Annotated in this window: 26 protein-coding genes and 1 pseudogene; 16 read left to right on the top strand and 11 right to left on the bottom strand. The window is 63.6% G+C overall.

Translation table 11 applies throughout. The features are described from left to right. Positions 1 to 163 precede the first annotated feature (163 nt). Positions 164 to 997, top strand: coding sequence for a pyrroline-5-carboxylate reductase (proC, locus tag Q0877_RS09470; protein WP_299167339.1), 834 nt, complete (start codon positions 164 to 166; stop codon positions 995 to 997). 54 nt (positions 998 to 1,051) lie between these two features. Here proC and Q0877_RS09465 read toward each other — a convergent pair whose 3' ends face one another. Next, positions 1,052 to 1,720 carry a TrkA family potassium uptake protein gene (locus Q0877_RS09465; protein ID WP_299167228.1) on the bottom strand — a complete coding sequence of 223 codons (669 nt, stop codon included), beginning with the start codon at positions 1,718 to 1,720 and terminating at the stop codon, positions 1,052 to 1,054. After that, on the bottom strand, positions 1,713 to 3,125 hold the full coding sequence (locus Q0877_RS09460; RefSeq protein WP_299167227.1) for a TrkH family potassium uptake protein: 1,413 nt from the start codon (positions 3,123 to 3,125) through the stop codon (positions 1,713 to 1,715). Before Q0877_RS09460 ends, Q0877_RS09465 begins: the two co-directional genes overlap by 8 nt. 171 nt (positions 3,126 to 3,296) lie before the next feature. Here Q0877_RS09460 and Q0877_RS09455 point away from each other — a divergent pair, with 171 nt between their 5' ends. The 5 genes from Q0877_RS09455 (at position 3,297) to Q0877_RS09435 (ending at position 6,983) form a co-directional block, all read left to right on the top strand. Then, on the top strand, positions 3,297 to 4,445 hold the full coding sequence (locus Q0877_RS09455) for an acetoin utilization protein AcuC (RefSeq protein ID WP_299167338.1): 1,149 nt from the start codon (positions 3,297 to 3,299) through the stop codon (positions 4,443 to 4,445). A gap of 53 nt (positions 4,446 to 4,498) precedes the next feature. Continuing rightward, positions 4,499 to 4,945: a helix-turn-helix transcriptional regulator gene (locus tag Q0877_RS09450; RefSeq protein ID WP_299167225.1), complete on the top strand. Its 447-nt coding sequence runs from the start codon at positions 4,499 to 4,501 to the stop codon at positions 4,943 to 4,945. A 295-nt stretch (positions 4,946 to 5,240) separates the two neighbouring features. Then, the gene (locus Q0877_RS09445) at positions 5,241 to 6,320 is read left to right on the top strand and encodes a 3-deoxy-7-phosphoheptulonate synthase (protein WP_299167224.1); all 1,080 of its coding nucleotides are present in this window, start codon (positions 5,241 to 5,243) and stop codon (positions 6,318 to 6,320) included. Between the two features lie 153 nt (positions 6,321 to 6,473). Further along, positions 6,474 to 6,686, top strand: a complete 213-nt coding sequence (locus tag Q0877_RS09440; RefSeq protein WP_299167223.1) for a helix-turn-helix domain-containing protein — start codon at positions 6,474 to 6,476, stop codon at positions 6,684 to 6,686. Between the two features lie 198 nt (positions 6,687 to 6,884). Further along, positions 6,885 to 6,983, top strand: coding sequence for a 30S ribosomal protein bS22 (locus Q0877_RS09435; RefSeq protein ID WP_003792170.1), 99 nt, complete (start codon positions 6,885 to 6,887; stop codon positions 6,981 to 6,983). Positions 6,984 to 7,031: 48 nt separating this feature from the next. Here the strand turns inward: Q0877_RS09435 and Q0877_RS09430 are convergent, their stop codons facing one another. Continuing rightward, the gene (locus Q0877_RS09430) at positions 7,032 to 7,874 is read right to left on the bottom strand and encodes an HAD family phosphatase (protein ID WP_299167222.1); all 843 of its coding nucleotides are present in this window, start codon (positions 7,872 to 7,874) and stop codon (positions 7,032 to 7,034) included. An 85-nt stretch (positions 7,875 to 7,959) separates the two neighbouring features. On the opposite strand from Q0877_RS09430, the gene Q0877_RS09425 reads away from it, so the two are divergent. After that, positions 7,960 to 8,229: a glutaredoxin family protein gene (locus tag Q0877_RS09425; protein ID WP_299167220.1), complete on the top strand. Its 270-nt coding sequence runs from the start codon at positions 7,960 to 7,962 to the stop codon at positions 8,227 to 8,229. Between the two features lie 159 nt (positions 8,230 to 8,388). Then, complete coding sequence (locus Q0877_RS09420) at positions 8,389 to 9,099, top strand: redox-sensing transcriptional repressor Rex (protein ID WP_299167219.1); 711 nt, start codon at positions 8,389 to 8,391, stop codon at positions 9,097 to 9,099. Positions 9,100 to 9,151: 52 nt separating this feature from the next. On the opposite strand, the gene Q0877_RS09415 is transcribed toward Q0877_RS09420, so the two are convergent. Together Q0877_RS09415 and Q0877_RS09410 are read right to left on the bottom strand one after the other, a co-directional pair. Next, positions 9,152 to 9,820: a hypothetical protein gene (locus Q0877_RS09415; RefSeq protein ID WP_299167218.1), complete on the bottom strand. Its 669-nt coding sequence runs from the start codon at positions 9,818 to 9,820 to the stop codon at positions 9,152 to 9,154. Between the two features lie 180 nt (positions 9,821 to 10,000). Next, positions 10,001 to 10,552, bottom strand: a complete 552-nt coding sequence (locus Q0877_RS09410) for a YceI family protein (RefSeq protein ID WP_299167217.1) — start codon at positions 10,550 to 10,552, stop codon at positions 10,001 to 10,003. Positions 10,553 to 10,753: 201 nt separating this feature from the next. Here Q0877_RS09410 and Q0877_RS09405 point away from each other — a divergent pair, with 201 nt between their 5' ends. The 5 genes and pseudogenes from Q0877_RS09405 to ccsB all read left to right on the top strand — a co-directional run bounded on the left by Q0877_RS09405 (position 10,754) and on the right by ccsB (position 15,350). Beyond that, positions 10,754 to 11,419: a histidine phosphatase family protein gene (locus Q0877_RS09405; RefSeq protein ID WP_299167216.1), complete on the top strand. Its 666-nt coding sequence runs from the start codon at positions 10,754 to 10,756 to the stop codon at positions 11,417 to 11,419. 86 nt (positions 11,420 to 11,505) lie between these two features. Then, entirely contained in the window at positions 11,506 to 12,078 is a 573-nt protein-coding gene (locus Q0877_RS09400) for a TlpA disulfide reductase family protein (protein WP_299167337.1), read from the top strand. A gap of 59 nt (positions 12,079 to 12,137) precedes the next feature. After that, a pseudogene (locus Q0877_RS09395) lies at positions 12,138 to 12,587 on the top strand (cytochrome c biogenesis CcdA family protein); the annotation flags it as partial. 43 nt (positions 12,588 to 12,630) lie between these two features. Then, complete coding sequence (locus Q0877_RS09390; RefSeq protein ID WP_299167215.1) at positions 12,631 to 14,319, top strand: cytochrome c biogenesis protein ResB; 1,689 nt, start codon at positions 12,631 to 12,633, stop codon at positions 14,317 to 14,319. Further along, on the top strand, positions 14,319 to 15,350 hold the full coding sequence (gene ccsB / locus Q0877_RS09385; RefSeq protein WP_299167214.1) for a c-type cytochrome biogenesis protein CcsB: 1,032 nt from the start codon (positions 14,319 to 14,321) through the stop codon (positions 15,348 to 15,350). Before Q0877_RS09390 ends, ccsB begins: the two co-directional genes overlap by 1 nt. Before the next feature lie 84 nt (positions 15,351 to 15,434). Here the strand turns inward: ccsB and Q0877_RS09380 are convergent, their stop codons facing one another. Next, positions 15,435 to 16,079, bottom strand: a complete 645-nt coding sequence (locus Q0877_RS09380) for a response regulator transcription factor (protein ID WP_299167213.1) — start codon at positions 16,077 to 16,079, stop codon at positions 15,435 to 15,437. Further along, positions 16,072 to 17,364, bottom strand: coding sequence for a sensor histidine kinase (locus Q0877_RS09375; protein WP_299167212.1), 1,293 nt, complete (start codon positions 17,362 to 17,364; stop codon positions 16,072 to 16,074). The genes Q0877_RS09380 and Q0877_RS09375 overlap by 8 nt, the downstream gene beginning before the upstream one ends. A gap of 184 nt (positions 17,365 to 17,548) precedes the next feature. Between Q0877_RS09375 and Q0877_RS09370 the strand changes: the two genes are divergently transcribed. Together Q0877_RS09370 and Q0877_RS09365 are read left to right on the top strand one after the other, a co-directional pair. After that, positions 17,549 to 18,631 carry an ABC transporter permease gene (locus tag Q0877_RS09370; RefSeq protein ID WP_299167210.1) on the top strand — a complete coding sequence of 361 codons (1,083 nt, stop codon included), beginning with the start codon at positions 17,549 to 17,551 and terminating at the stop codon, positions 18,629 to 18,631. 28 nt (positions 18,632 to 18,659) lie between these two features. Beyond that, positions 18,660 to 19,367, top strand: a complete 708-nt coding sequence (locus Q0877_RS09365; protein ID WP_299167209.1) for an ABC transporter ATP-binding protein — start codon at positions 18,660 to 18,662, stop codon at positions 19,365 to 19,367. Positions 19,368 to 19,456: 89 nt separating this feature from the next. Here Q0877_RS09365 and Q0877_RS09360 read toward each other — a convergent pair whose 3' ends face one another. After that, positions 19,457 to 19,939, bottom strand: a complete 483-nt coding sequence (locus Q0877_RS09360) for an Lrp/AsnC family transcriptional regulator (protein WP_299167335.1) — start codon at positions 19,937 to 19,939, stop codon at positions 19,457 to 19,459. 267 nt (positions 19,940 to 20,206) lie between these two features. Beyond that, positions 20,207 to 20,593: a PLD nuclease N-terminal domain-containing protein gene (locus tag Q0877_RS09355; RefSeq protein ID WP_299167207.1), complete on the bottom strand. Its 387-nt coding sequence runs from the start codon at positions 20,591 to 20,593 to the stop codon at positions 20,207 to 20,209. 30 nt (positions 20,594 to 20,623) lie between these two features. On the opposite strand from Q0877_RS09355, the gene Q0877_RS09350 reads away from it, so the two are divergent. Beyond that, entirely contained in the window at positions 20,624 to 20,917 is a 294-nt protein-coding gene (locus Q0877_RS09350) for a DUF4229 domain-containing protein (protein WP_299167206.1), read from the top strand. A 21-nt stretch (positions 20,918 to 20,938) separates the two neighbouring features. On the opposite strand, the gene Q0877_RS09345 is transcribed toward Q0877_RS09350, so the two are convergent. Both Q0877_RS09345 and Q0877_RS09340 read right to left on the bottom strand, forming a co-directional pair. Next, a complete protein-coding gene (locus Q0877_RS09345) occupies positions 20,939 to 21,823 on the bottom strand; it encodes a 1,4-dihydroxy-2-naphthoate polyprenyltransferase (protein WP_299167204.1) in 885 nt (294 codons plus the stop codon). Positions 21,824 to 21,897: 74 nt separating this feature from the next. After that, positions 21,898 to 23,031 (bottom strand): AMP-binding protein, encoded by a 1,134-nt coding sequence (locus tag Q0877_RS09340; RefSeq protein WP_299167203.1) that lies wholly within the window; start codon positions 23,029 to 23,031, stop codon positions 21,898 to 21,900. Positions 23,032 to 23,034: the final 3 nt, after the last annotated feature.

The raw sequence follows: 23,034 nt of genomic DNA, 5'->3' as shown, positions 1-23,034 counted from the left end.
GGCTCACCGGCACCGACCGGGCCAGGGAGAGCCCGGCCTCATCACTCGCACCTTTATGAGGTAATAACGACTGTACTGCTATTTCTGGGAACTGCACCCCATAGGGCCTGTGAGGACGCTGGGAATCCATCAGGCATGACACGATGGTCCGATGGCTATCAACATTCCACAGCACATTTCCTTCCTCGGCTGCGGCTCCATGAATGGTGCAATCCTCACGGGTTTGCTTGCTGCAGGGCTCCCGGCGGCACAAGTGACAGCAACCGTACGCAACCCCGAAAAGGCGTCCAGTCTCTCCAGGCAGCACGGTATCTCCGTGTTGTCCTCCACTGAGGATACGAGCGCCAACCGGGCCGCGGCGGCGGAGGCCGACGTCATACTGCTGGGAGTGAAGCCGGTCGGTACTCTTGATCTTGCCCGGGAAATTTCCCCCGCGCTGAAGCCGGGAACCGTTGTGATCAGCGTCGCAGCAGCCATCTCCATCGAAATGCTCGAGGCGGCGCTGCCCGAGGGCCAGCCGGTTATCCGAAGCATGCCGAATACGCCTTCCAGTCTTGGGCGAGGGGTCCTTTCGATCTCGGCTGGGACCAGTGCCACATCAGAGCTGATGGATCAGGCGCGTGCCATTCTGGGAGCAGCGGGCACCGTCGTCGAAATTCCTGAGGAGCAGGTGGACGCGCTCTCCGCGGTGAGCGGTTCCGGTCCCGCTTATGCGTTCTACCTCGCAGAGGCCATGGCCGCCGCCGGGGTGAAGCTGGGCCTCGACGAGGAGCTGGCGAAGCTCCTGGCTACCGAGACGGTGGCCGGTGCCGGGTTCATGCTCGCGGAGGAGGGCGCCGACGCAACCGCCCTCCGAAAGGCCGTAACAAGTCCGAACGGGACAACCGAGCGCGCGATCGCCACTTTCGACGAGCAAGGCCTGCGGGACATCGTTGCTGCCGGAGCACGTGCGGCGGCGGAACGTGCCGCTGCCATCACCCGTGAACTGGGCGGCTGAGCTTTCGGACGTGACCCCAGGGTGCGTATGTCTCGTTGAGGGCGCGTAACCCGTTCAGGGGCGCGCAGCGAACCGTTCGAGAAGATCCACGTGCCCCGAAACGATCAGCATGTCGCGGCTCGTCACCCTCGTGTCCGGCCGGGCGTAGGTGAAGTCCTCGCCCGGGGACTTTACGCCGACCACAGTGACGCCGTACTTTGAGCGCACTGCTGACTCGCCGAGGGTAAACCCCTGCGTTTCCTTCGGCGGGAACATCTTCACGATGGCGAAACCGTCGTCGAACTCGATGAAGTCCAACATCCGGCCGCCCACCAGGTGGGCGGCGCGCTGGCCGGCGTCGGCCTCCGGGTAGATGACGTGGTTCGCACCGATGCGCTTGAGGATTTTCCCGTGCGACGGCGTGATGGCCTTGACCCAGAGGTTGTCGATATTGAGGTCAACCAGGTTGGCGGTGATGAGCACGCTTGCCTCGATGGATGTGCCGACACCGACGACGGCGGCGGGGAATTCCTGCGCGCCAAGCTGGCGGAGGGCGTCGATGTTGGTGGCGTCGGCCTCCACGACGTGAGTTAGCGTCCCGGACCATTTCTGGACCAGCTGCTGGTCCTTTTCGATCGCCAGGACTTCGCGCCCCTGCTTCACCAGTTGTTCAGCCGTCGCGGAACCGAACCGTCCGAGCCCAATCACAAGTACAGGCGCGTTGTGTGCTGGTCTCTCAGCCAATGATTGGCCTCTCTTCCGGGTAGTGGTAGAGCGTACTGCGCTGGCGCAGAGCAAGTGCAGAAGCAACGGTAATGGTTCCGAGGCGCCCGGCGAACATGAGTGCCGACAGTACGTACTTGCCCTCGGGCGGGAGTTCAGCGCTGAGGTTGGTGCTGAGGCCGCAGGTGGCGAACGCCGAGATGACCTCGAAGAGCACCCGGTTCAATTCCTCCCCGGAGATCCACAGGAGCAGACCGGTACCGACAAGCACAATTGTCGCACCCGTGAAGATCACTGAAATGGCCACCCGCATGGCCCCCTGCGGAATCTTGCGTCCGTAGACGCTGACGTCGGAGTCGCCGCGGGCTTCAGCGAGGATGGCAAGAAACATCACTGCAATAGTTGTGACCTTGATGCCGCCGGCCGTGGAGGCCGACCCGCCGCCGGCGAACATGAGCGCATCCGTCAGGAGCATGGTCGTCGGCTCCATCTGGCCCTGGTCCACGAGATTGAAGCCGCCGGAGCGGGTCATCACGGAGGCGAAGAGCGCGTGGATGACCTTGTCGTTGCCGCTTAGTCCACCAATGGTCCTGGTGTTGGACCATTCCATCAACCCCCACAGCACCATCCCGGCGAACAGCAGGATGAGGGACACATTGATGGTGAGTTTGGTATGCAGGCTCCATTTCCGGACGTGGTGGCGGAATTGCACGAGAATGAGGATGACCGGGAAGCCGAGGCTCCCGACGAACACACCCACCATCAGCGGCACCAGGATCCACAGGTCTGTGTCGTAGGGGACGAGGCCATCGGAGTGCGGAGTGAAGCCTGCGTTGTTGAAGGCCGAGATGGAGTAGAAAAAGCCATGCCAGACAGCGAGCCAGAACGGTTCGCCGAGGATCATGAACCGTGGAATGAGGGCCAGGGCCAGCACCAGTTCGACCAACACTGAGGTGGTGATGACAATGCGAAGCAACGTACCGACCTCACCGAGGCGGCTGGCATTATTCAGCGCTGATTGCGCCAGCAATTTACCGCGGACACCAAGCCGCTTGCTGACTACCAGGGCCAGCAGCGAAGCCAGCGTGAGGGTTCCGAGACCGCCGACGAAGATGCCGATGAGAATGACCAGCTGCCCGAAGAAGGACCAGTAGGCTGCGGTGGACACGACGGTCAACCCCACTACGCAGACCGCTGAGACAGCAGTGAACATGGCATCGTGCAGGGGAGTGAACTCACCGGAGCTACTGGCAAACGGAAGGCTGAGCAGCGCGGTAAAGATCAGGACAACCAGGGCAAAGACCAGCAGGGCTACGCGGGCGGGTGAACTGTTCACCACGCTGTCGATGAAATCGCGCGCCCTGCCAAGCAGCTGCAGATGAACCCGGTCTTCCCCTCCTGACCAGAAGGGGTGTGTTCGTGCCATGCTTGCTGATCCGCTCCGTTTCTCCTGCTGCGTCCTGAAGAGTAGTAAACCACTTCCACACACCGGCCGTGGGCAGGACCGGTGCGGATCGCGTAGCCTGCTTGGGTGGCCAGTACCTCCGATCCCGCCCTTGCAACTGCCTTTGCAACGGCAGTGGTGTGGGATGACTCCATGCTCGCGTACAACTTCGGCGCCCATCACCCGATGAACCCCGAGCGGCTGAACCTGACCGCCCGCCTTGTCCGTGAACTGGGTTTGTTCGACCTTCCGCAGGTTTCGGTCGAGGTGCCGGAGGTGGCCGATGACGCCAGTCTGCAGACCGTTCACGACGCCGGTTATGTTCGGGCGGTCAGGGCAGCTGACGCCGATCCCGAGTCGGCGGACGGAACGGCTGGGTTCGGAACTGACGACACCCCGGCTTTTGCCGGCATGCATTCGGCGAGTGCTCGGCTCGTTGGCGGTTCACTCGCCGCGGCCGACGCCGTGTTGTCGGGTGCCGCCCAACACGCAGTGAATTTCGGTGGCGGAATGCACCACGCCGGCCGCGCCCGGGCCAGCGGATTCTGCATCTATAACGACGCCGCCGCCGCCGTTCAGAGGCTGCTCGACCGGGGAGTGCAGCGTGTCCTGTATATCGACGTCGACGCCCACCATGGCGACGGCACCCAGGAAATTTTCTGGGATGACAAGCGGGTCATGACCATCTCCCTGCATGAGACGGGAATGAGCCTGTTTCCCGGGACCGGCTTCTCGAACGAGATCGGCGGTGCGTCGGCTTCGGGCTATGCAGTGAACGTCGCTCTTCCCACCACCACGGGCGACGCCGGCTTCCTGCGCGCTTTCCACGCTGTGGTTCCGCAACTGACTGCTGCGTTCAAGCCCGAAGTTGTCGTCAGCCAGCACGGTTGTGACAATCACGCAGATGATCCGCTCACCAACCTGCGCTATACCGTTGACGCGCAGCACGCCGCTGCTGTTGCTGTCCGCGACCTTGCCTCCGAGCATTGCGGTGGACGCTGGATCGCCACCGGCGGCGGCGGCTACAACATCACCTCGGTGGTGCCGCGCTCATGGACGCTCCTCACCGCAGTTGCCGCCGGAGCGGACATCACGCTCACGACGCCGGTGCCCGCACCCTGGCGAACGTACGTTGCCGAGCGCTTCGGACGGTACGCACCGGAATTCCTGGGCGATGGTTCCGACATCTGGTGGCAGTCGTGGGAAGCCGGGTTCGATCCGAATGAGAACCTTGACCGTTCCATCATGGCGACGCGCAGGGCCGTTTTTCCTCTACACGGGCTGGACCCCTGGTTCGACTGACTTGCGATGACGCAAGGGATGCCGCTTTCGATATATACGGTTATGGTAATGGGATGGTCATGGATGATGTGTTCGCCGTCATCGCTGAAGCCACCCGTCGCCAGATTCTGGGTTCGCTGCGGGATGGGGACAAAGCGGTAGGCGAGTTGGTGCAGGAGCTTGAAGTGAGTCAGCCAACCGTATCCAAGCACCTAAAAGTTTTGCGGGAAGCAGGGCTTGTCACCATGCGCGCGCAGGGCCAAAAGCGCTTCTATTCACTCAATTCCGAACCGTTGCAGTATGTCGCCTCCTGGCTCGCAGAGTTTCAGTTACCCACTCCGCAGGGCAACTCCCTTGCGCCTGCCGTCGTCGAACCTGAACTCGGTGAACTGGTCACAGTGACGCCGGGACTTGCGCAAGCCGATGGTTCACAGCCGTTTGGGCGCACTGTTGGAAGGGCTGCGGAGCGTGCTGCGGATCTTCTGTCCCAGTTCCCGAAGCTCCGCCGCCGTAAGGAGTAGTTGCATTCCATGCCAGACAGCTGGGATTGGTGATAGCCCGAAGGGACGGCAGTCACAAACCGGTACCGCAGTTTGCAATGGCCGGCATGCCGGTTACGCTCGATGCCATGACAACCCGTTGGTATGCGTATCTTGTGTTGGCTCTGGAGGTATCCCGTAAGGGGCAGATCAACTAATACGCTGACCAACACCTTCAGAGCCAACAGGGCAGGAATCCTTTCCTGCCCTTCGTCGTTTCTTCGGCGGGTTCTGCAGGACAGTCCCGGCGAAGAATCTTCTTCGAAAGACGGGACCCATGGAAACCCTCACCACCGCATCGTCCAACCTCAATGTCCGCCGGATGGATACGCTGCCGACGCCCTCTACGGTGCTCGCAGAACTGCCGGGCTCCGACGAGCTGGCCGCTTCGATCCGCCGCTCCCGCGAAGAGATCAGGGCCGTCCTCAATGGCGTGGATGACCGACTCCTCGTCATCGTTGGCTCATGTTCCATTCATGATCCCGACGCCGGCATCGAGTACGCGCGCCTGCTTGCCGACGAGGCGCAACTGCACAGCGAAGACCTGCTGGTGGTCATGCGGGCGTACTTCGAGAAGCCCCGAACCACCGTCGGTTGGAAGGGGCTGATCAACGACCCGCATCTCGACGGTAGTCATGACATCGTCTCCGGCCTGCGCACCGCCCGGAAGTTCCTCCATGATGCCGCTACCCTCGGGCTTCCGCTGGCTACTGAATTCCTGGAGCCGATCAGCCCCCAGTACATTGCGGATCTCGTCAGTTGGGGTGCGATCGGAGCCCGGACCACCGAAAGCCAGATCCATCGCCAGTTGTCCTCCGGCCTGTCAATGCCGGTGGGGTTCAAGAACGGAACCGACGGCGGCATCACCGTGGCGCTCGATGCCTGTGCTGCCGCAAGCGCACCCCAGACGTTCCTGGGCGTCGACGACGACGGCCGGGCAGCGCTCGTCTCGACTACCGGGAACCCGGATACCCATCTGATCCTGCGCGGTGGAACGGACGGTCCGAACTACGGTCCTGCGGACGTGGCAAAGGCATCGGCGAGACTGGCTGCAGCAGGCCTGAACCAGAAGCTGATTGTGGATGCAAGCCATGCGAACAGCGGCAAGGATCACCTGCGGCAGGCCGACGTCGCACGCGAACTGGCGGATGCTCTTGCGGACTCGGATGGGATAGCCGGGGTGATGCTGGAGAGCTTCCTTATGGAAGGTTCACAGAAGTTGGACGTGAGCGCCCCAAGGAAACTTTCCTACGGCCAAAGCGTCACTGATGCCTGCATGGGTTGGGGTGTCACTGCCGGGGTGCTCGGCGACCTCGCCAGGGGCGCGCGCCGTCGTCGTAATGGTGGTGGTTCGTGACCATAGCGTGCTTTCACTTTGGTCACATCAACCACTAGAGTGTCTCTCTAGACGGATAATCCACAGGTTTCAAGCCGACACGCCGTCCGATGTCGAGCAGGAACGGTGGGAGGTGCATCCCGGGATGTGCTCGGAGAAAAGGACAGTGGTGGGATGACGAGCGGGAGTAACTTCTCTGACGTGCGCTTCCTGACGGTTGCCGAGGTGGCCGCACTGATGCGGGTATCGAAGATGACGGTTTACCGTCTGGTTCACTCCGGTGAGATGCCGGCTGTCCAGTTTGGACGCTCTTATCGGGTGCCTGAATCGGCCGTGCAGCAGTACTTGCGCTCCGCGTCCGTCGAGGGTGAGTCGGGTACCGGCTAGGAGTCCGGCCCTGGCCGGTCGGGAAGACCGGTTCGAGCGGGTACTCTGTTAAGAAGCGTTTTGCGTACGCGGTCGTATCGCGCGGCCGCACGATGTGCATCAGCGCGATGTACGTCTTTTGTCAGATTCGAGCGTCCCTGCCGCAGTTCCTGCGGTGGAGGTTGCCCGGAACCGGAATGAATAGTTTGTGAGGACTCTATGGGTTCAGTAATCAAGAAGCGCCGCAAGCGGATGGCGAAGAAGAAGCACCGCAAACTGCTTCGCAAGACCCGCCACCAGCGCCGCAACAAGAAGTAGAACCGCATCCGGTCCGCCACTGAGGCGGGCCGGTTTTGCATTTAAGGGCTAGCCCCGCATCCGTGTGAAGCCGCGCCACAGACCGTAAATGGCCCCGGCCCCGGTTGCTGCCTTGAGCCCCAGGGTGGCAGCGCGGCGGCCGCTCCGGAAATCGTAGATGGGCCAGTTGGAATCGCGGGCATGTTTGCGGAGACGGTGGTCCGGGTTGATCGCAACCGGATGGCCAACCATGCTGAGCAGCGGGACGTCGTTGTAGGAATCGCTGTATGCCCAGCAACGCGACAGGTCCAGGCCCTCATTGGCAGCAAGTTCGCGTACGGCGGTGGCTTTTGCAGGACCGTGGAGGAAATCGCCCACCAGCTTGCCTGTGTAGAAACCCTCAGACACCTCTCCGACAGTGCCTAGCGCTCCTGTGAGCCCGAGACGGTTGGCGATGACGCTGGCCACCTCGACCGGGGTTCCGGTGACCAGCCAGACGCGACGCCCGTTCCGGAGGTGCTGCTCTGCGAGGGCACGCGCTCCCGGCCAGATCTTTGACGCGATCATTTCGTCATAGACCTCTTCGCCGAGGGCAAGAATATCCTCGTGGGCGATGCCGATTGCGAAAGCGAGCGCGGCGTCCCGGACAGCGTGAATGTCCGTCATGTTCTCGCCGCGCATGACGAACCGCAGTTGCTTCCAGGCCAGCCCTGCAGCGAAACGAAGCGTGAAAGCCCGCCGCTGATACATCTTGCGTGCTACATGGAAGAGACTGGCTCCGCGCATCATGGTGTTGTCGACGTCGAAGAAGGCCGCTTCTCCAGCGGAACCGCCCAGCGGCGCCGCTTCAGCGGGCGCAGTTTCCGCGGAAGATCCGGGCTCGACGGCGGGTCGGAGGCTGGCTGCGGACATAGCACGAGTCTAATCACAGCTTGGCCCGCTTGCGGTGCGTCCGTGGGAACTCTGCCGGAGCCCCCGCCCAGTAGGCTTAGGAACCATGAATGAGCAGACCCACCGAACAGCGGGGAACTGGACCTCCGGCCTTGTCCTGGTGACCCGCCCGGACTGCCACCTCTGCCAGGCCGCACGCGAAACGGTGGCGCGCGTCACCGGCGACCTGGGCGTCAGTTGGCAGGAAGAATCCATCGCGGACCACCCCGAATTGCTGGAGCGATTCTCTGAAGAGGTGCCTGTACTGCTTCTCGATGGCGTCCAGCGGGACTTCTGGACAATCGACGAGGCGCGGCTGCGCAGGCTCCTGTCCTAGGTGTGCGCAACTCCCGGGTTCCCGCAACCCATCCGGTATCGAACTTTGAGCGCTTTGCCACGGGACCTAAAGTGGGAGTATCCGCCGTCATCCTCCGGCGGGCGGGCCGAGCAGCTCATGGCCGCCGGTGAACAGTGATGGAGCGATGAATCAGTGACCATGTCGGAGATTCCCGGGCTGCAGGCGGCTACCAGCGACCAGCACGGCAGGCAGATTCCGCCTGCATCCCTGGCGCGGCTGACGATCTACCTGCGTGCGCTGAACTCCCTGCTGGCAGAGGGTATTGAACGAGTCTCCTCCGAGGAGCTTGCTGACGCGGCGGGCGTGAATTCACCGATGCTCCGCAAGGATCTCTCTTATCTCGGCTCTTATGGAACCCGCGGCGTGGGCTACGACGTGCAGTACCTCAACAGCCAGATCTCCACGGCTCTCGGGCTGACCCAGGACTGGCGGGTAGCGATTGTAGGCGCAGGTAACCTGGGCCGTGCTCTCGCGGGCTACTCGGGCTTCCAGTCGCGCGGCTTTGAAGTGGTTGCGCTGTTCGATGCTGACCAGATGGTGGTGGGGACCGAAGTGGGTTGGCTCCGAGTGAGCCCCGTGCGGGAGCTCGCGACGGTGCTGCACCGGACCCGCGCCAACATGGCTGTCCTGGCGGTGCCGGCAGGCGTCGCCCAGGAGTTGTGCGATGAGCTCGTTGAATCCGGCATCACGAGCATCCTGAGTTTCGCCCCGGTTGTACTCCAGGTTCCGGACCACGTGCAGTTGCGCAAGGTGGACATGGCAACGGAGCTCCAGATTCTTGCCTACCACGCACAGCGGGCGCAGGACCCGGACATTGAATCCGGTCCCGGCGCCCGCGCGGTCCAGTAAACGAAGCAAGCCCAGCCAGTGCTGTGACCCGCCGGTCAGCGGCAACCCCCTGCTAGTGCGTGATCTGCTGCCGCTTGAAGTAGGCATTGGAGGGCTTGAGCCAGCACAGCACTACTCCGGCGACACCAAGCAGCACCACGAGGACGTTCAGTGCGATCGAGAACCCGCTTGGCTCCAGGCTCTGTCCATCCAGCTGTGCCTGTATTTCGGCGTTGCCCTGCAGTGCGGCGAGCGTTACCCAACTCATGATCATGAGCAGAATGGAGATTCCCGCGAGAACAGTTGCGGTGATGCGCGCCCAGTTGTGTCCTTTACGGATGAAGACGGCCAGCAGTACGTACACGCCGGTGGTGAGGATGCCTACAACGATCCCGATGCCGACACCGATTGCAGCAGCTCCCGCCGGCCCGCCGGTGTTGCCTGATCCCATGAGTGTGCTGATGAAGTTCAACACTCCCGCTGCAATGATCAGCCAGAAAGCAAGATTTACTTCCCGGGGCATCGGCGGCTTTGCTGCTTCGGGCATGCTCGCCGAGCTGGGGTAGGCATATCCCGCTGGCTGGGCTGACTGATAGGAGTACGGCGACGCAGGTTTCTGTGGCTCCGGAGACAGGCCGGCTCCCGAGTTCTGGGTTGGCCCTGGCTCTGCGGGATTCAGGGGGTCAGTTCCGGAGAGCTGATGCGGATCGCGGTCTGTCGGCTCGTGTGATGGCGTGCTCATGCGACCCAGCGTACCGCCCAAATGCGTGGACAGCGGGGGTTCAGGGCTGAGAAAACGGTGCCGCTGAAAAGTCCGGTGCCGCTGAATGACGCGGTGCGGTTGAAAAACAGTAGGGCGTACCGGTTAGCCCGGTACGCCCTACTGTTTCCGCCCTATTGAAGGGGGTGCTGACGAGGAAGCCTAGTTGGCTGAGGGTGCCACGAAAGCCGCGTCAAGGTTAATGGTCACCTTGTCGCCCACCAGGACACCGCCGGCCTCGAGGGCTGCGTTCCAGGTCAGGCCAAACTCCTTGCGGGAGATCACGGTCTGGCCGGAGAACCCGGCGCGCGTGGCACCGAAGGGATCGACTGCTACGCCGTTGAACTCGGTGTCGATGACAACTTCCTTGGTGATGCCGCGGATGGTGAGATCACCGATGAGCTTGTAGGTCTCGCCCGCGCCTTCGATGCGCTTCGACTCGAAGGTCATCTCGGGGAACTGCTCGACATCGAAGAAGTCGCCGCCGCGTACGTGGGCGTCGCGGTTCTCGTCGTTGGAGTTGAAGGATTCGGTCTTGATTGTCGCCGCAACCTTGGAGTCCTCAAGGGAGGATCCGATCTGCAGGGTGGCATCGACGGTGTCGAAGTTGCCGCGCACCTTGCTGATGCCTGCGTGCCGGACGCTGAAGCCGACCTCGCTGTGTGAGCCGTCGAAGTTCCAGTTGCCCTGGGTGAGTCCGGTGGGAATAGCCATGGTGTTTCTCCTGATCTGCAGTGCTTGGGTTGATGCTGCCGCCGGATGGCCGAACGGGCATGTACATGTAATAAACATGCATTTGCATCTTTTATTCCAGATATTGCTTCAATCTTCAAATGTTTTTTCCCGACTGCCGCGAACGAACCGGCAATCCGGGCCGATTTAGCCCTCTGCTGGATGGGATGCGAAACTGGATTCATGCCCACAGCCACCGTTCATCTCGTGCGACACGGCGAAGTCCATAACCCGGACGGGATCCTCTATGGGCGCCTGCCCGAGTTTCACCTGTCAGAGCTTGGCCGAGAGATGGCCGAGCGCGTGGCAACGTACTTTGCGGAGCGCAGGAACGACGGCGCCGACATAGTGCATCTCGCGGCCTCACCGCTGACACGTGCACAGGAAACCGCAGAACCGACGGCTCGGGAGCTCGGTCTCACAATCGTGACCGAAGAACGCATCATCGAAGCGGAGAACCGGTTCGAGGGAATGGCACAGGTTGCCCAGCAGCTCAGGCACCCAAAGCACTGGAAATCCTTGCGGAACCCATTCACCCCTTCCTGGGGCGAACCGTACAGTGCGCAGGTTGAGCGGGTCATGGCAGCTGTTCACGATGCGCGCCGCGCGGCTCTTGAGGCCACCGGCGGCAAGGATGCTGAAGCGATTATGGTCAGCCATCAACTGCCGATCTGGGTTGCACGGCTGGCGGCTGAAAAGAAGCGTCTGTGGCACGATCCGCGCCAGCGCCGATGCACGCTGAGCTCAGTAACCTCGCTCTACTTCGAAGGCGAGCAGCTCACCGGCGTGCGGTATGAGGAGCCATGCGCTGACCTTCTGCCCAGAGCGAAGAACCTCCCGGGAGCGTAATACAATTACTACACGTTGTAGAACCCGTGGAAGCCGTTGTGATTCAAACTAAAGCTGTCCCGCGCCGCCGCCCTGGCCGCGCGCTGATGCGCCTTGCTGCGTCGGTGCTCGCCGCCGTCGTCGTCCTTTCGGGCTGTGCGGCCCAGGACCCTCTGGCCCAGCAGGCAGCCGAAGGCAGCAATAAGAACTACATTGCAGGCGACGGCTCAGTCACCGAGTACGCCGCTGCCGAACGCGGTGAGCCCGTTCAGATCGAGGGGGAGCTCTACAACGGCGAGACTGTTTCCTCATCCGCGTGGCCTGGCGAAGTGACGGTTCTCAATTTCTGGTACGCCGCCTGCGCCCCCTGCCGGGAGGAAGCTCCGGACCTCGTCGCGCTGCACGAGGAGTACCAGCCGCAGGGCGTGCAGTTCTACGGCGTCAACATCCGGGACGGCCAGCAGAACGCCGAGGCGTTTGAGCGTAATTTCGGCATCCCGTACCCAAGTTTCAACGACGCCGACGGCGGCGTCCTCCTGTCCATGACAAGTTACGTACCGCCGCAGGCAGTGCCGACTACCCTGGTGCTCGACAAGGAGGGACGCGTCTCGGCCCGCATCCTGGGCCTCGCGGACAAGGGAACGCTCAGCGCGCTCATCGACTCCGCCCTCGCGGAGTAGTGGCTGTGACCACCTCCCTCCCACTCGGCTCAGTTGTAGCTCTGGCGCCGGCGGGGAACGGCCTGGTGGTGATTGTGCTCGGAATCGTCTTCATGGGCGGTTTCTCCTGGTTCCAGCAGGACCGGAAGCTCCATGCCCGCGTGCCGAGCGGTCTCTGGGGGGCGCCGCTGCTGGGGCTCACCTTCGGACTCGGCTGGGCGCCCTGCATTGGGCCGACGCTTTCCGCCGTGCAGCTGCTCGCTTTTTCGAACGACGGCGCCAGCGCGGCGAAGGGCGCGCTCCTCACCTTTGTGTACTGTCTCGGACTCGGACTGCCGTTCCTGCTGATTGCCCTCGGTCTGCGGCGGGGCATGGGGGCCATGAAATTCTTCCGGCGCCACCGGTTGCTGCTGCAGCGCTCAGGCGGAGGGATGCTGATACTGGTCGGAGTGCTCATGGCCTCCGGTGTCTGGAACCTGTGGATCAACGAGCTTCAGCAGTGGCTCGGCGGCGTGACGTTACCGATCTGATCGACTGATGGATAAATCGAAGGCTGAATCGAAGGAAGACTCAATGGCAACGAAGGACCGCGAAGACAGCGTCGCGCTCCCCGCTCTTGGCGTCCTCGGCACCTTGCGCTGGATCTGGACGCAGCTCACCAGCATGCGCACCGCCCTGTTTCTGCTGCTTCTGCTTGCCGTCGCGGCGGTACCGGGTTCGCTCTTCCCGCAGCGCCCGGCCAACCCTGCCGTTGTCACCCAGTACATTCAGGACAACCCTGAGACCGGGCCCATCCTGGACTGGTTTCAGCTGTTCGATGTCTACTCGTCCGTCTGGTTCTCAGCGATCTACCTGCTCCTGTTCATCTCGCTGATCGGGTGCGTGATTCCGCGGGCAATCGCTCACGGCCGCGCATGGCGTTCCAAACCGCCGCGCACCCCGAGCAGGCTCTCACGCATGCCGGTCCACGGGGCTTTTACCCTGCCGGGCGGGCAGGAATACCAGCCCAGCGGGCCGGAAGGCGGGCGTCCGGCGTCGGCCAGTGCCGCCGTCGTCGATGCTGCTGCCGCCCTGAAGAAGCGCGGCTACCGGGTGGATGTGCGTGACGAGAACGGGGCGCGTCCCTCCGTCGGTGCCGAGCGCGGCTTCCTCAAGGAACTGGGGAACCTTGTGTTCCACCTGTCCCTGATCGGTGTGCTGGTGTCCGTGGCTGTGGGAGGGCTGTTCGGCTACCGCGGCCAGAAGATTCTGGTTGAGGGGGAGACCTTCGTGAACACGCTCGTGGGATACGACTCCTTCACACCGGGCACCAACTTCTCCGAGGACAACCTGGATCCGTACTCCATTACGCTCGAGAACTTCGATGTGCAGTTTGACCGCCAGCTCACGCATTACGGTCAACCCATTGACTTCACGGCGACCATGACCACCAAGACCGCTCCCGGGGACTCACCGGAGCAGCAAATCCTGAAGGTCAATGAGCCGCTGACCATCGGCGGCACCAGTGTGTACCTCGTCGGCAACGGCTACGCGCCCGTAGTGACAGTGCGCGACGGTGAAGGTAACATCGCGCACCAGGGCCCCGTGGTATCGATCCCGCAGGACGGGCTGTTCACCTCCCTGATGGTGCTGAAGGTACCCGACGCACAGCCGGACCAGCTGGGCTTTGTCGGCTTCTTCCTGCCGACAGCTGCCATCGACGAGAACGGGGTTTCCTTCTCCCGAGACCCCGACCCGTTCCTGCCCCAGTTGAACCTCAACTCCTACTACGGTGACCTCGGACTGGACGACGGTGATCCGCAGAACGTGTACGTGCTTGACACTGACACCCTGACCGAGCTGAACAGCCGGAACAGCGAAGCCGGCGGCATTGTGCTCGACGCCGGAGAAACGTTCGAACTGCCCGAGGGCAAGGGCTCAATCACCTTCGACGGACTGCGCCGCTACGCCGCCCTGGACATCACGCATGACCCGGCTGAGCTCGGCGCCCTGGTGTTCTCCTCCCTGGCGCTTGCCGGGTTGAGCGCGTCCCTGTTCATCGGCCGCCGGCGGGTCTGGGTTCGGACCGGCACCGGCACGGACAGCAGCATTTCGGTGGAGTACGGTCTGCTGGCGCGCGGTGAGGACCACCGTTTGGCCGGCGAAGGGGCAGCGATCGAGAAACTGCTGCGCGAGCGTTGGCTGGCGGGCAGCACTGAAGACGACGAGAATGAGACAGCGCATGCGGGAGCGTCGGCGCCCGGAAGCGGTAAGGACAACTGATGCAGAACATAAACCAGACCCTTGGGCAGTACAGCGAGCTGTTCATGCTGCTCGCTGCCCTGGCCTACACGGCGGCGTTCCTCGCCTTCACCTGGGACCTCGTCAAGAGCAGCCGGCGGATCCGCGAGATGGAAGCAGGTCTTGCCGAGTCCGCCAAGGAGCGGGAGCTTGTACTTGCCGGCGCTGTAGCCGGCGGTAAGCGCGGAAAAGCGGCCGGCGACGGCGCTCCAGCGGGATCTACCGCCGACGACGCCATGAACTACCGGGGCGAGCGGCGCTCCGTCGCGCGCATCGCCGTCGCACTCACCATCGTGGCTGCAGCGATCCATGCCGTGGCCGTCGTCAGCCGCGGCGTCGCCGCCGGCCGCGTGCCGTGGGGCAACATGTACGAGTTCTGCACTACCGGCGGGCTGGTCGTAGCCGTCGTCTTCCTGGTCGTGCTCACCCGCAAGGACCTGCGCTTCCTCGGCACCTTCGTGATTGGGCTCGTGGTGGTCATGCTGTGCGCGGCCACCATTGGATTCCCGACGCCGGTGGCCAACCTCGTGCCTGCCCTGCAGAGCTACTGGCTGATCATCCACGTGTCCGTGGCCGTCGCCGCGTCAGCCCTCTTCACCCTGACCTTCGCGATGTCGGTGCTGCAGCTGATGCAGGCCAGCCGGGTGGCGCGCCTTGCCTCCGGCGGAGATGACCGGCTGCCGTTCATGCGATTGGTTCCCTCGGCCCTGAGCCTCGAGAACCTCTCCTACCGCATCAACGCGATCGCCTTCGTGCTGTGGACCTTCACCCTCATGGCCGGTGCCATCTGGGCGGAGAAGGCCTGGGGCCGGTATTGGGGTTGGGACACCAAGGAAGTCTGGACGTTCGTGATCTGGGTGGTTTACGCCGGGTACCTGCATGCCCGTGCAACCCGCGGCTGGACCGGGACGAGGGCAGCCTGGCTCTCGATCGTCGGTTACCTGTGCATCGTCTTCAACTTCACGATCGTGAACATCTACTTCTCGGGACTGCACAGCTACGCCGGCGTCTGATCCCATAGTTGATTTGGCAGGACACGCCCTTTATGGCTACGCATAAGGGGCGTGTCCTGCGAATTGAACGCAAAAGTTAAGCTGTCAGCGCCTGATGATGCGCTGCTGCCTCGCCGCTGAAATAGCGGCGGTGCGGTTATCCACGCCGAGCTTGTCGTAGATGTGAACCAGATGGGTCTTCACCGTTGCCTCGCTGATGAACAGCTCCTTCGCGATACGCCGGTTCGGCATGCCGGTTGCAAGGAGTTCCAGCAGCTGGATTTCGCGGGCGCTCAGGGACGTCGTCGGGCTCGAGATGCGGCCCATCAAGCGCGCGGCTACCTCCGGCGCGAGGGCGGTTTGTCCCCGTGCTGCTGACTGGACAGCCCGGCGGATCTCCTCCGGCGGAGCGTCTTTCAAAAGATAGCCGCCCGCACCGGCCTCGACGGCCGCGATGATGTCAGCATCGGTGTCATAAGTGGTCAGGATCAGCACCTGCGGCGGGTCTTCCAGCGCGCGGATGGTTCTGGTCGCGGTGACGCCGTCCATGCCCTCGCCCATCTGCAGGTCCATGAGCACAACCTGCACCGGCTGGCCGAGGGCAGCCAGTTTCCGCACCTCCGCCACGGCGGCGGCACCGTCTGCCACGTCGCCGGCTACCCAGACGCCGTCGAAATCGTTGAGCATTGCCCGCAGCCCGGCTCGGACAACCGGATGGTCGTCCACCAGAAGGACCCGGATCTCAGTCATCCGGTGTCCCGCCATCGAACGGCAGCAGGGGCAAACGGACGCTGACAACGGTGCCCTCACCGGCCTCGGATTCGATGTCAATGGCTCCGCCCAACGCGCTGATCCGCTCCCGTAGGACCCTCAGCCCAAACCCGGTGCCATCGGTCCGCTCGATCGCAGAGGCCAGTGCCGCATCCACATCGAACCCCCTGCCGTTGTCATAGATGTCGAGCGCCACCTCCGATCCCACGAAGGTGAGTGTGACGACCGCGGTGCCGGCACCGGAGTGCCGCAGGGAGTTCGACAGGGCCGACTGCGCTGCACGTAGCAGTGCAACCTCGTACGGAGCCGGCATCCGCACGGGGGTGCCGTCGAGCTCAAACCGGCAGCGCAGGCCGATGCCCTGGGCCGCCGCCTGCTGCTCAACGCTGGCACAGGTTCGGCGCAGGCTGCCGACGAGGAACTCGGGATCGCCCTCCGCCGCACTTAACCCGCGCACAAAACGCCGCGCGTCGGCGAGATTGTCAGACGCCGTCTGCTGCACAGTGCGGATGCGTTCACGTGCTGTCTCGATTGCTCCTGCGTTCAGCGACGCTTCCGCTGCCCGTGAGATGAGGACGATGCTGGACAGGCCCTGTGCCAGCGTGTCGTGGATCTCGCGGGCCAGACGCTCCCGCTCGGTGGCGACGCCGGCCTGATGCTGGGTGGTGGCAAGCTCGGAGCGTGTACGCCGAAGTTCCTCGAGCGCCTGCCGCTGGTTGACGCCCTCGAGGTAGAGGCTCTGGTAGACGATCGTCATGACCACGGCGAAAACCGCACCGAACGTCGGCCCGAGGATCATCGGCGCCTGGAGCTCCCCTTCGCGGTTCCACTGGGCCGCAATGACGACGCCGGTCAGCAGGACGATCACGGCCACGGCGTGCCTGGTACTGAGCAGGTGCAGGTGCAGGAAGAACAGGGCGAATGCCAGCCAGGAGAAGTCGGCGCTGAGAACCATGAGGACAACCCAGAGACCGGTCATCCCGGCCAGCCACAATCCCGCGTAGCGGGTTCCACGCGACGACGACGGCGCCACCTGCCGCTCCGCAGCCCGCTTCTCGCTGATGGTCCCGGCCAGGTACAGCCCGCCGAGGCACAGCGAGACCAGTAGAACCGGATACATGACGGCGGGGCCGGGTTCTGACGCCAGTGTCGCCGCCACTCCAACCAGGAGCAGTGCCAGAAAACCGGCGTGCAGGGTGATCCGGAGCATCCGCAGAACGGCCGGGGCGGCCAGGTATCCGGCCGGGCTCGCGGAGTCTCGCATACAGCAACCCTAGCCGCGCGCATCCACCGCGACATCAACCGATCGGTTGACCGGCGGACCAACCGATGGGAGCCAAGCAGATCAACCGTAGCCCCGATGTGTCGGCGGCACCGAACGCGGACAGTTGAAGCTGAGCGGCAAAGAGTCGCTCACTCCGTTTTCCAGCCATACAGAGGACGAAACGATGTACTTAGCTTTACGGGACCTCAGGTTTGCGAAGGGGCGGTTCGCCCTGATGGGAACCGTCGTCGGGCTTATTACCTTCCTGCTGGTCATGCTGTCCGGTCTGACCGCGGGGCTGGCCAACCAGTCGACGTCGGCAATAGCTGCTCTGAACGCCAACACCATCGTCTTCGGAGCACCTGAAGGCAATGAGCCCGCTGCTTCCTATCCTGAATCCCAGGTGGACGAGGACCAACTCGAGGTGTGGCGTCAGGCCGAGGGAGTTTCCCACGCCGAAGCACTGGGCATCGGCCAGACACGCCTCGAGGCCGGCGGTACCGCGACGGTCGCGGTGTTCGGAGCAGCCACGGACGGCGTGCTTGCCCCCGATAGCCTGACAGACGGCGGACTTGTGGTGAGCCGCACGGTGGCCGAGGCGCTGTCGCTGTCCGTCGGTGATACCGCGAGCATCAGCGGGACGGCGCTCCGAGTGGCCGGCATCATCGACGACCAGTGGTACAGCCACACGCCGGTGGTGTGGGCCACATTGGCCGATTGGCGGGCAACCGCGCACGTGTCCGATCCGGACGTGGTCGGTACGGTCCTCGCGTCAACCACCACCGACGAAGCGCCCGGTGCGCAGAGCCGCGAGGAGATTGACGCCGCGGCCGGGACCGTCAGCACAACGCGTACCGGCAGCTACGGCGCTCTGGCGTCCTTCGGATCCGAGAACGGCTCGCTCACCATGATGCAGGGCTTCCTCTATGGGATTTCGGCGCTGGTGATCGTTGCGTTTCTCACCGTGTGGACCATCCAGCGCACCCGCGACATCGCGGTGCTCAAGGCCCTCGGCGGATCCAATGGCTACATACTGCGGGACGCGCTCAGCCAGGCCGCCATCGTGCTCATCATCGGTGCCGCGGTCGGCGCGGCACTCGGTCTCGGCGGCGGCTATCTCGCCGCGACAGTGGCGCCGTTCCTGATCTCCGGTGTGACCGTCGTCGGGCCGTTCGCCGGCATTGTGCTCCTCGGGCTGGCGGGGTCGGCCCTCGCCGTCCGCGGCGTCACCAGGATCGATCCGCTGCTGGCCCTCGGCGGCAACTAGAACCCGAACTTTTTACGAAGGACATCGCATGACCATGAATCCAGTACCCGCCCTGAACCTCGTCAACGTTTCCCTTTCCTATCCCGACGGCGACGCCGGCACCATCACTGCCCTTGATGGCGTCACTCTGAGCGTTGACTCAGGAACCGTTACTTCGGTTGTGGGGCCGTCCGGCTCGGGCAAGTCCAGTCTGCTCGCCGTCGCTGCCACCCTTGTGCGCCCCACCAGTGGCGAGATCCAAATCGGTGGTGTGGACGTGACGGGCCTGGAAGACAGGCAGCGGACAGCGCTGCGACGGAAAGAAGTGGGCATCGTGTTCCAGCAGCCCAATTTACTGCCGTCGCTCACCGCGGTGGAGCAGCTGCTCATCGGTGAGCATCTTCGCGGTGGGGCGCCGAAGGCGGCGCGGTTCCGGGCGCTGGAACTGCTCGACGTCGTCGGCCTCGCCGGGGCGGGCAACAAGCGTCCGCACCAGCTTTCCGGCGGACAGCGCCAACGGGTAAACATTGCGAGGGCACTCATGGGCGAGCCCACCGTCCTGCTGGTGGATGAACCGACGGCCGCACTGGACAAGGCACGTTCCGAGTCGGTTGTCCGGCTGCTGTGCAAGGTGACCCGCGACCAGCAGTTGGCCACCGTGATGGTCACTCACGACACGGAGTTTGTTCCGCTGACCGATGCCGTCGTCACGATGACCGACGGCATGCTGCACTCACCAACTCCGGTGCGCGCCTGAACTCCCACGTTCATTTGGCAGGACACGCCCCGAATGCGATGGCATAAGGGGCGTGTCGTGCCAAATCAACGGAGGGGGGCAGGGGTGATTCAGCCTCCGATTGTCCCCAACAGCGGCGCCATCCGGTAGGGGATGGGTTGGCGTAGAAACATGCTGGTCCTGGTCCGCAGAATCCCCGGGCACAGGCGGATTTCCTCGGAGACCCGGTACAGGTCATCAGGGTCCCGGGCCACCACCCGGCACAGCAGATCTGTTTCGCCGGCCGGGGCGAGACACTCGATGACCTCCGGTATGGCTCGCAAACCCTCAACGGCGAGATCGATGCGGTGCTGATCCAGTTCTGCAGCGACATGTGCGGAGATACCCATCCCAAGCGCTTCGGGATCGATCCGCACACTGTGCGGCCTCAGAACTCCCTCGCGCTCGAACCGGTCAAGGCGAGCCTGCACGGTGCCCCGGGCCAGGCCGGTCCGTTGGGCGATGGCGAGGATGGTCATCCGCGGCTCGTGGTCGAGTGCCTCGAGCACAGCCCGGTCAATTCCGTCTCTGGTGTGGCGTGATTCCTTGTTCATGGCTCGCGGCCCTTCTCCGGACAGGGGGCTGGTCAGATTGACCACTATTGTCGCCAGCCATTCGGTCAGCGTAGTCATTTCGACCACCCGATCATCAGGCTGTTGTGCAAATCTTCGCACACAGGGTCAAATGGGTGGCATAAGAGTGCTGAAGGGACACCATCCCTGCAGCACGGGCCGCGGTGGCAGGGCACATCAACCCAGCATCCGTGTCAGGAGTCCCACAAGGACACCGAAGCGCCCGGGCAGGACCGCCGAAGTACCTACTCAGGCGGTCTTGCCGTCGCTGGCTGTTCCCTCGTCGTTCTTTTTCTTCTCCGCGTCACGGGCCCGTTTCTCGGCTTCACGCCTGCGCTGCTCGGCGTCGCGGGCTTCCTGGCGCCGCCTCATCTCAAGGTTGCGCAGGAACTGAGGGTCATCGTCCGGGGCTGTAGGACCGCGCTTCTGGCGCTGGCTGGGGCGGTCGTCTCTGCCTGGCCGCCCGAAAAGGAACCAGAGGCCGGCGCCCAGAAGGGGAACGAGAAGGATGGTGAAGAACCAGGCTGGTTTCGAGATGCTGCGCACCGATTCTGCCCGGCTCATGATGCAGTCGAACAGCGCGTAAACAATGACGGCGATCCCCAGGATCACGAGGAACAGCAACAGGCGGGGCATGCATCAATTGTAGGCGAGTAAACTTGGGTCGTGCCCTTCCTCAAATTCACTGCTTTGCGCCTCGGCTTCGTCGCGGTGTTCTTCGTGATCTGCTATTCCCTCGGTGTCGGGGCAATTTTCTCGGTGATCGCCGCAGCCGTCATGGCCTGGTGCGTCACGTACCTGTTTTTCCGCGGCCTGCGTAACGAAGCAGCAGCATCCCTCCAGCGCCGATTCCGTGATGGCGCGCCGCCGGTCCGCTCCGCCAGTGAGCTCCGCGATGCTGACGCCGAAGACAGTCTGGACCCCAATACCCACGTGAACGCAGATCGCCGCCGGCCGTAACCCGCCGTGTTCGGGCTACTGCTAGGACAGCACTCCTGAGAGCACCACGCCGGCGCCGAACAGCACACTAAAACCAAGGTTGATGATGCTGGTCTGCTTCAGGACCGGAATCAGGCTGCGTCTCTTCTTGCCCTTGAGCATCAGCCAACTAGGCATCAGGCACAGCGGGATCAGCAGCAGGACCAGCAGCACCCACGGGTAGTCGTAGACCAGAAACAGCGGCAACAACAGCGCGACCGTGAGCATCATGACGTAGCTGATGCGGGCGGCGGTGTCTCCGAGGCGGACTGCGAGGGTCAGTTTGCCGGCCTCGCGGTCAGTCGGGATGTCGCGTACGTTGTTGGCCATCAGCAGGGCCATGGCGATGATTCCGGTGCTCACCGCGCCTACCCATGCCGGTCCGCTGAGCTGGCCCGCCTGGGTATAGGTGGTGCCAAGGGTCGCCACCAGGCCGAAGAAGACGAAAACGAACAGGTCACCGAGGCCCATGTACCCATACGGGTTGCGTCCGCCCGTATATCCCCAGGCAGCCGCAACGCAGCCGATTCCGACGAGCAGCAGGAACCACGCCTGGGAGAGCACAATTAGGGCAATGCCGGCAACCATGGCCAGTGCAAAGCATCCGAACGCCGCCCACTTCACCTGTGAGGGCTCAGCGGCGCCGGAGCCGGTCAGCCGCAAGGGACCCACGCGCTCATTGTCCGTGCCGCGGATACCGTCGGAGTAGTCGTTCGCGTAGTTCACGCCCACCTGCAGCAGAACGGCCACAATCGCCGCCAGCAACGCGTTCACCGGCTTGAACGCTCCGAGGTCAAAGGCTGCAGCGCACCCGATGATGACGGGCGCCACCGCCATAGGAAGCGTTCGGGGACGCGCCCCTTCTACCCACTGCGCAGCTGTTGCCACGGTGTTTCCTCCGGTTATCTACGGTGTTAGTACTTGTTGTGCGTGGATGCTTGACGCCTGAACTGCGCAGAGCGTTACAACGCTGACTGCTCGAACAGCGCACGAAGCGCCAGCCGGTCGGGTTTGCCGTTGGGCAGCAGCGGAAGCTTGTCCAGCGTCAGCACGATTTTCGGTGCCGCATGCGAGCCCAGATGCTCTTGCGCATGCTGCCGCACCGCCTCCGGATTAACTGAGCCGACGACGGCGGCAGCCACCTGGGCGCCCCACTCCGGGTGGGAAACCCCCAGCACCAGCGCTTCGCTGACTCCCGGCATGCCTTCAATAACGCTGGAGACCGCGACCGCTGATACTTTGAGGCCGCCGGTGATAATGACGTCGTCCACGCGCCCGTGAACGGTGAGGACGCCGTCGTCAATGGTGCCGTCGTCGTCTGTGCGGAACCAGCGTCGGCCGGAGTTGAACGGAAACTTTTCCCGGGTCAGCTCCGGTTGGCCCAGGTAGCCATCGGCGAGAACCGGGCCGCTGATCCAGAGCCGGCCGTTGTCCTTGGTGAGTTCCACGCCTTCGAGGGGAACGCCGTCGTACACGCAGCCGCCGCAGGTTTCACTCATGCCGTAGGTGCGGACGATCTTCAGGCCGTGCGCGCGGGCCCTGCTCCGGAGAGCGTCGGTGACGGCCGCGCCGCCGAGCAGGATTGCGTTGAACCGCTGCAGTACCTTGATCGTTTCCGGTGAAGGGTCCTCCAGCAGGCGGTGAAGCTGGGTGGGTACCAGTGACGTGAAACGGACCTTGTCGGTCAGTTCTGCCGCCGCCTCCGTGAACCGCTCGGGGCTGAAGCTGCCGGTCAGGTCCATGGCCCACGGCCTTGTGCCCGCATAGAGCGAACGCACCAGCATCTGGAATCCGGCTACGTAGTGCACCGGCAGGGTGAGCAGCCACTGGCCCTCGGACTTCAATGCGTACGCGGTGCCCATGGCCGAAGCGGCAAGCGCGTCGACGCTGAGCATGGTCTGCTTCGGGGTACCTGTGGAGCCCGACGTGCTGAGCACCGCGGCGATCTCGTCATTCGACAGTTCGCCGTCGAAGCTTTGATGCTCCTCGGCGTGCGGTGCCACTGCAGGACCTTCGCCTGCAAGAGCTGCCGCGAGCGGGGCAAGGAGCGTGTGCGGATCGAAGCCCTGCGGGGTGTGAACGGGAAGAAGTTCCATCGG

This window comes from uncultured Arthrobacter sp. (assembly GCF_947495145.1).
Classification (GTDB): Bacteria; Actinomycetota; Actinomycetes; order Actinomycetales; family Micrococcaceae; genus Arthrobacter_D.
Note: the sequence above shows the minus strand (reverse complement) of the source record. Positions and strands in the feature narration are given on the sequence as shown.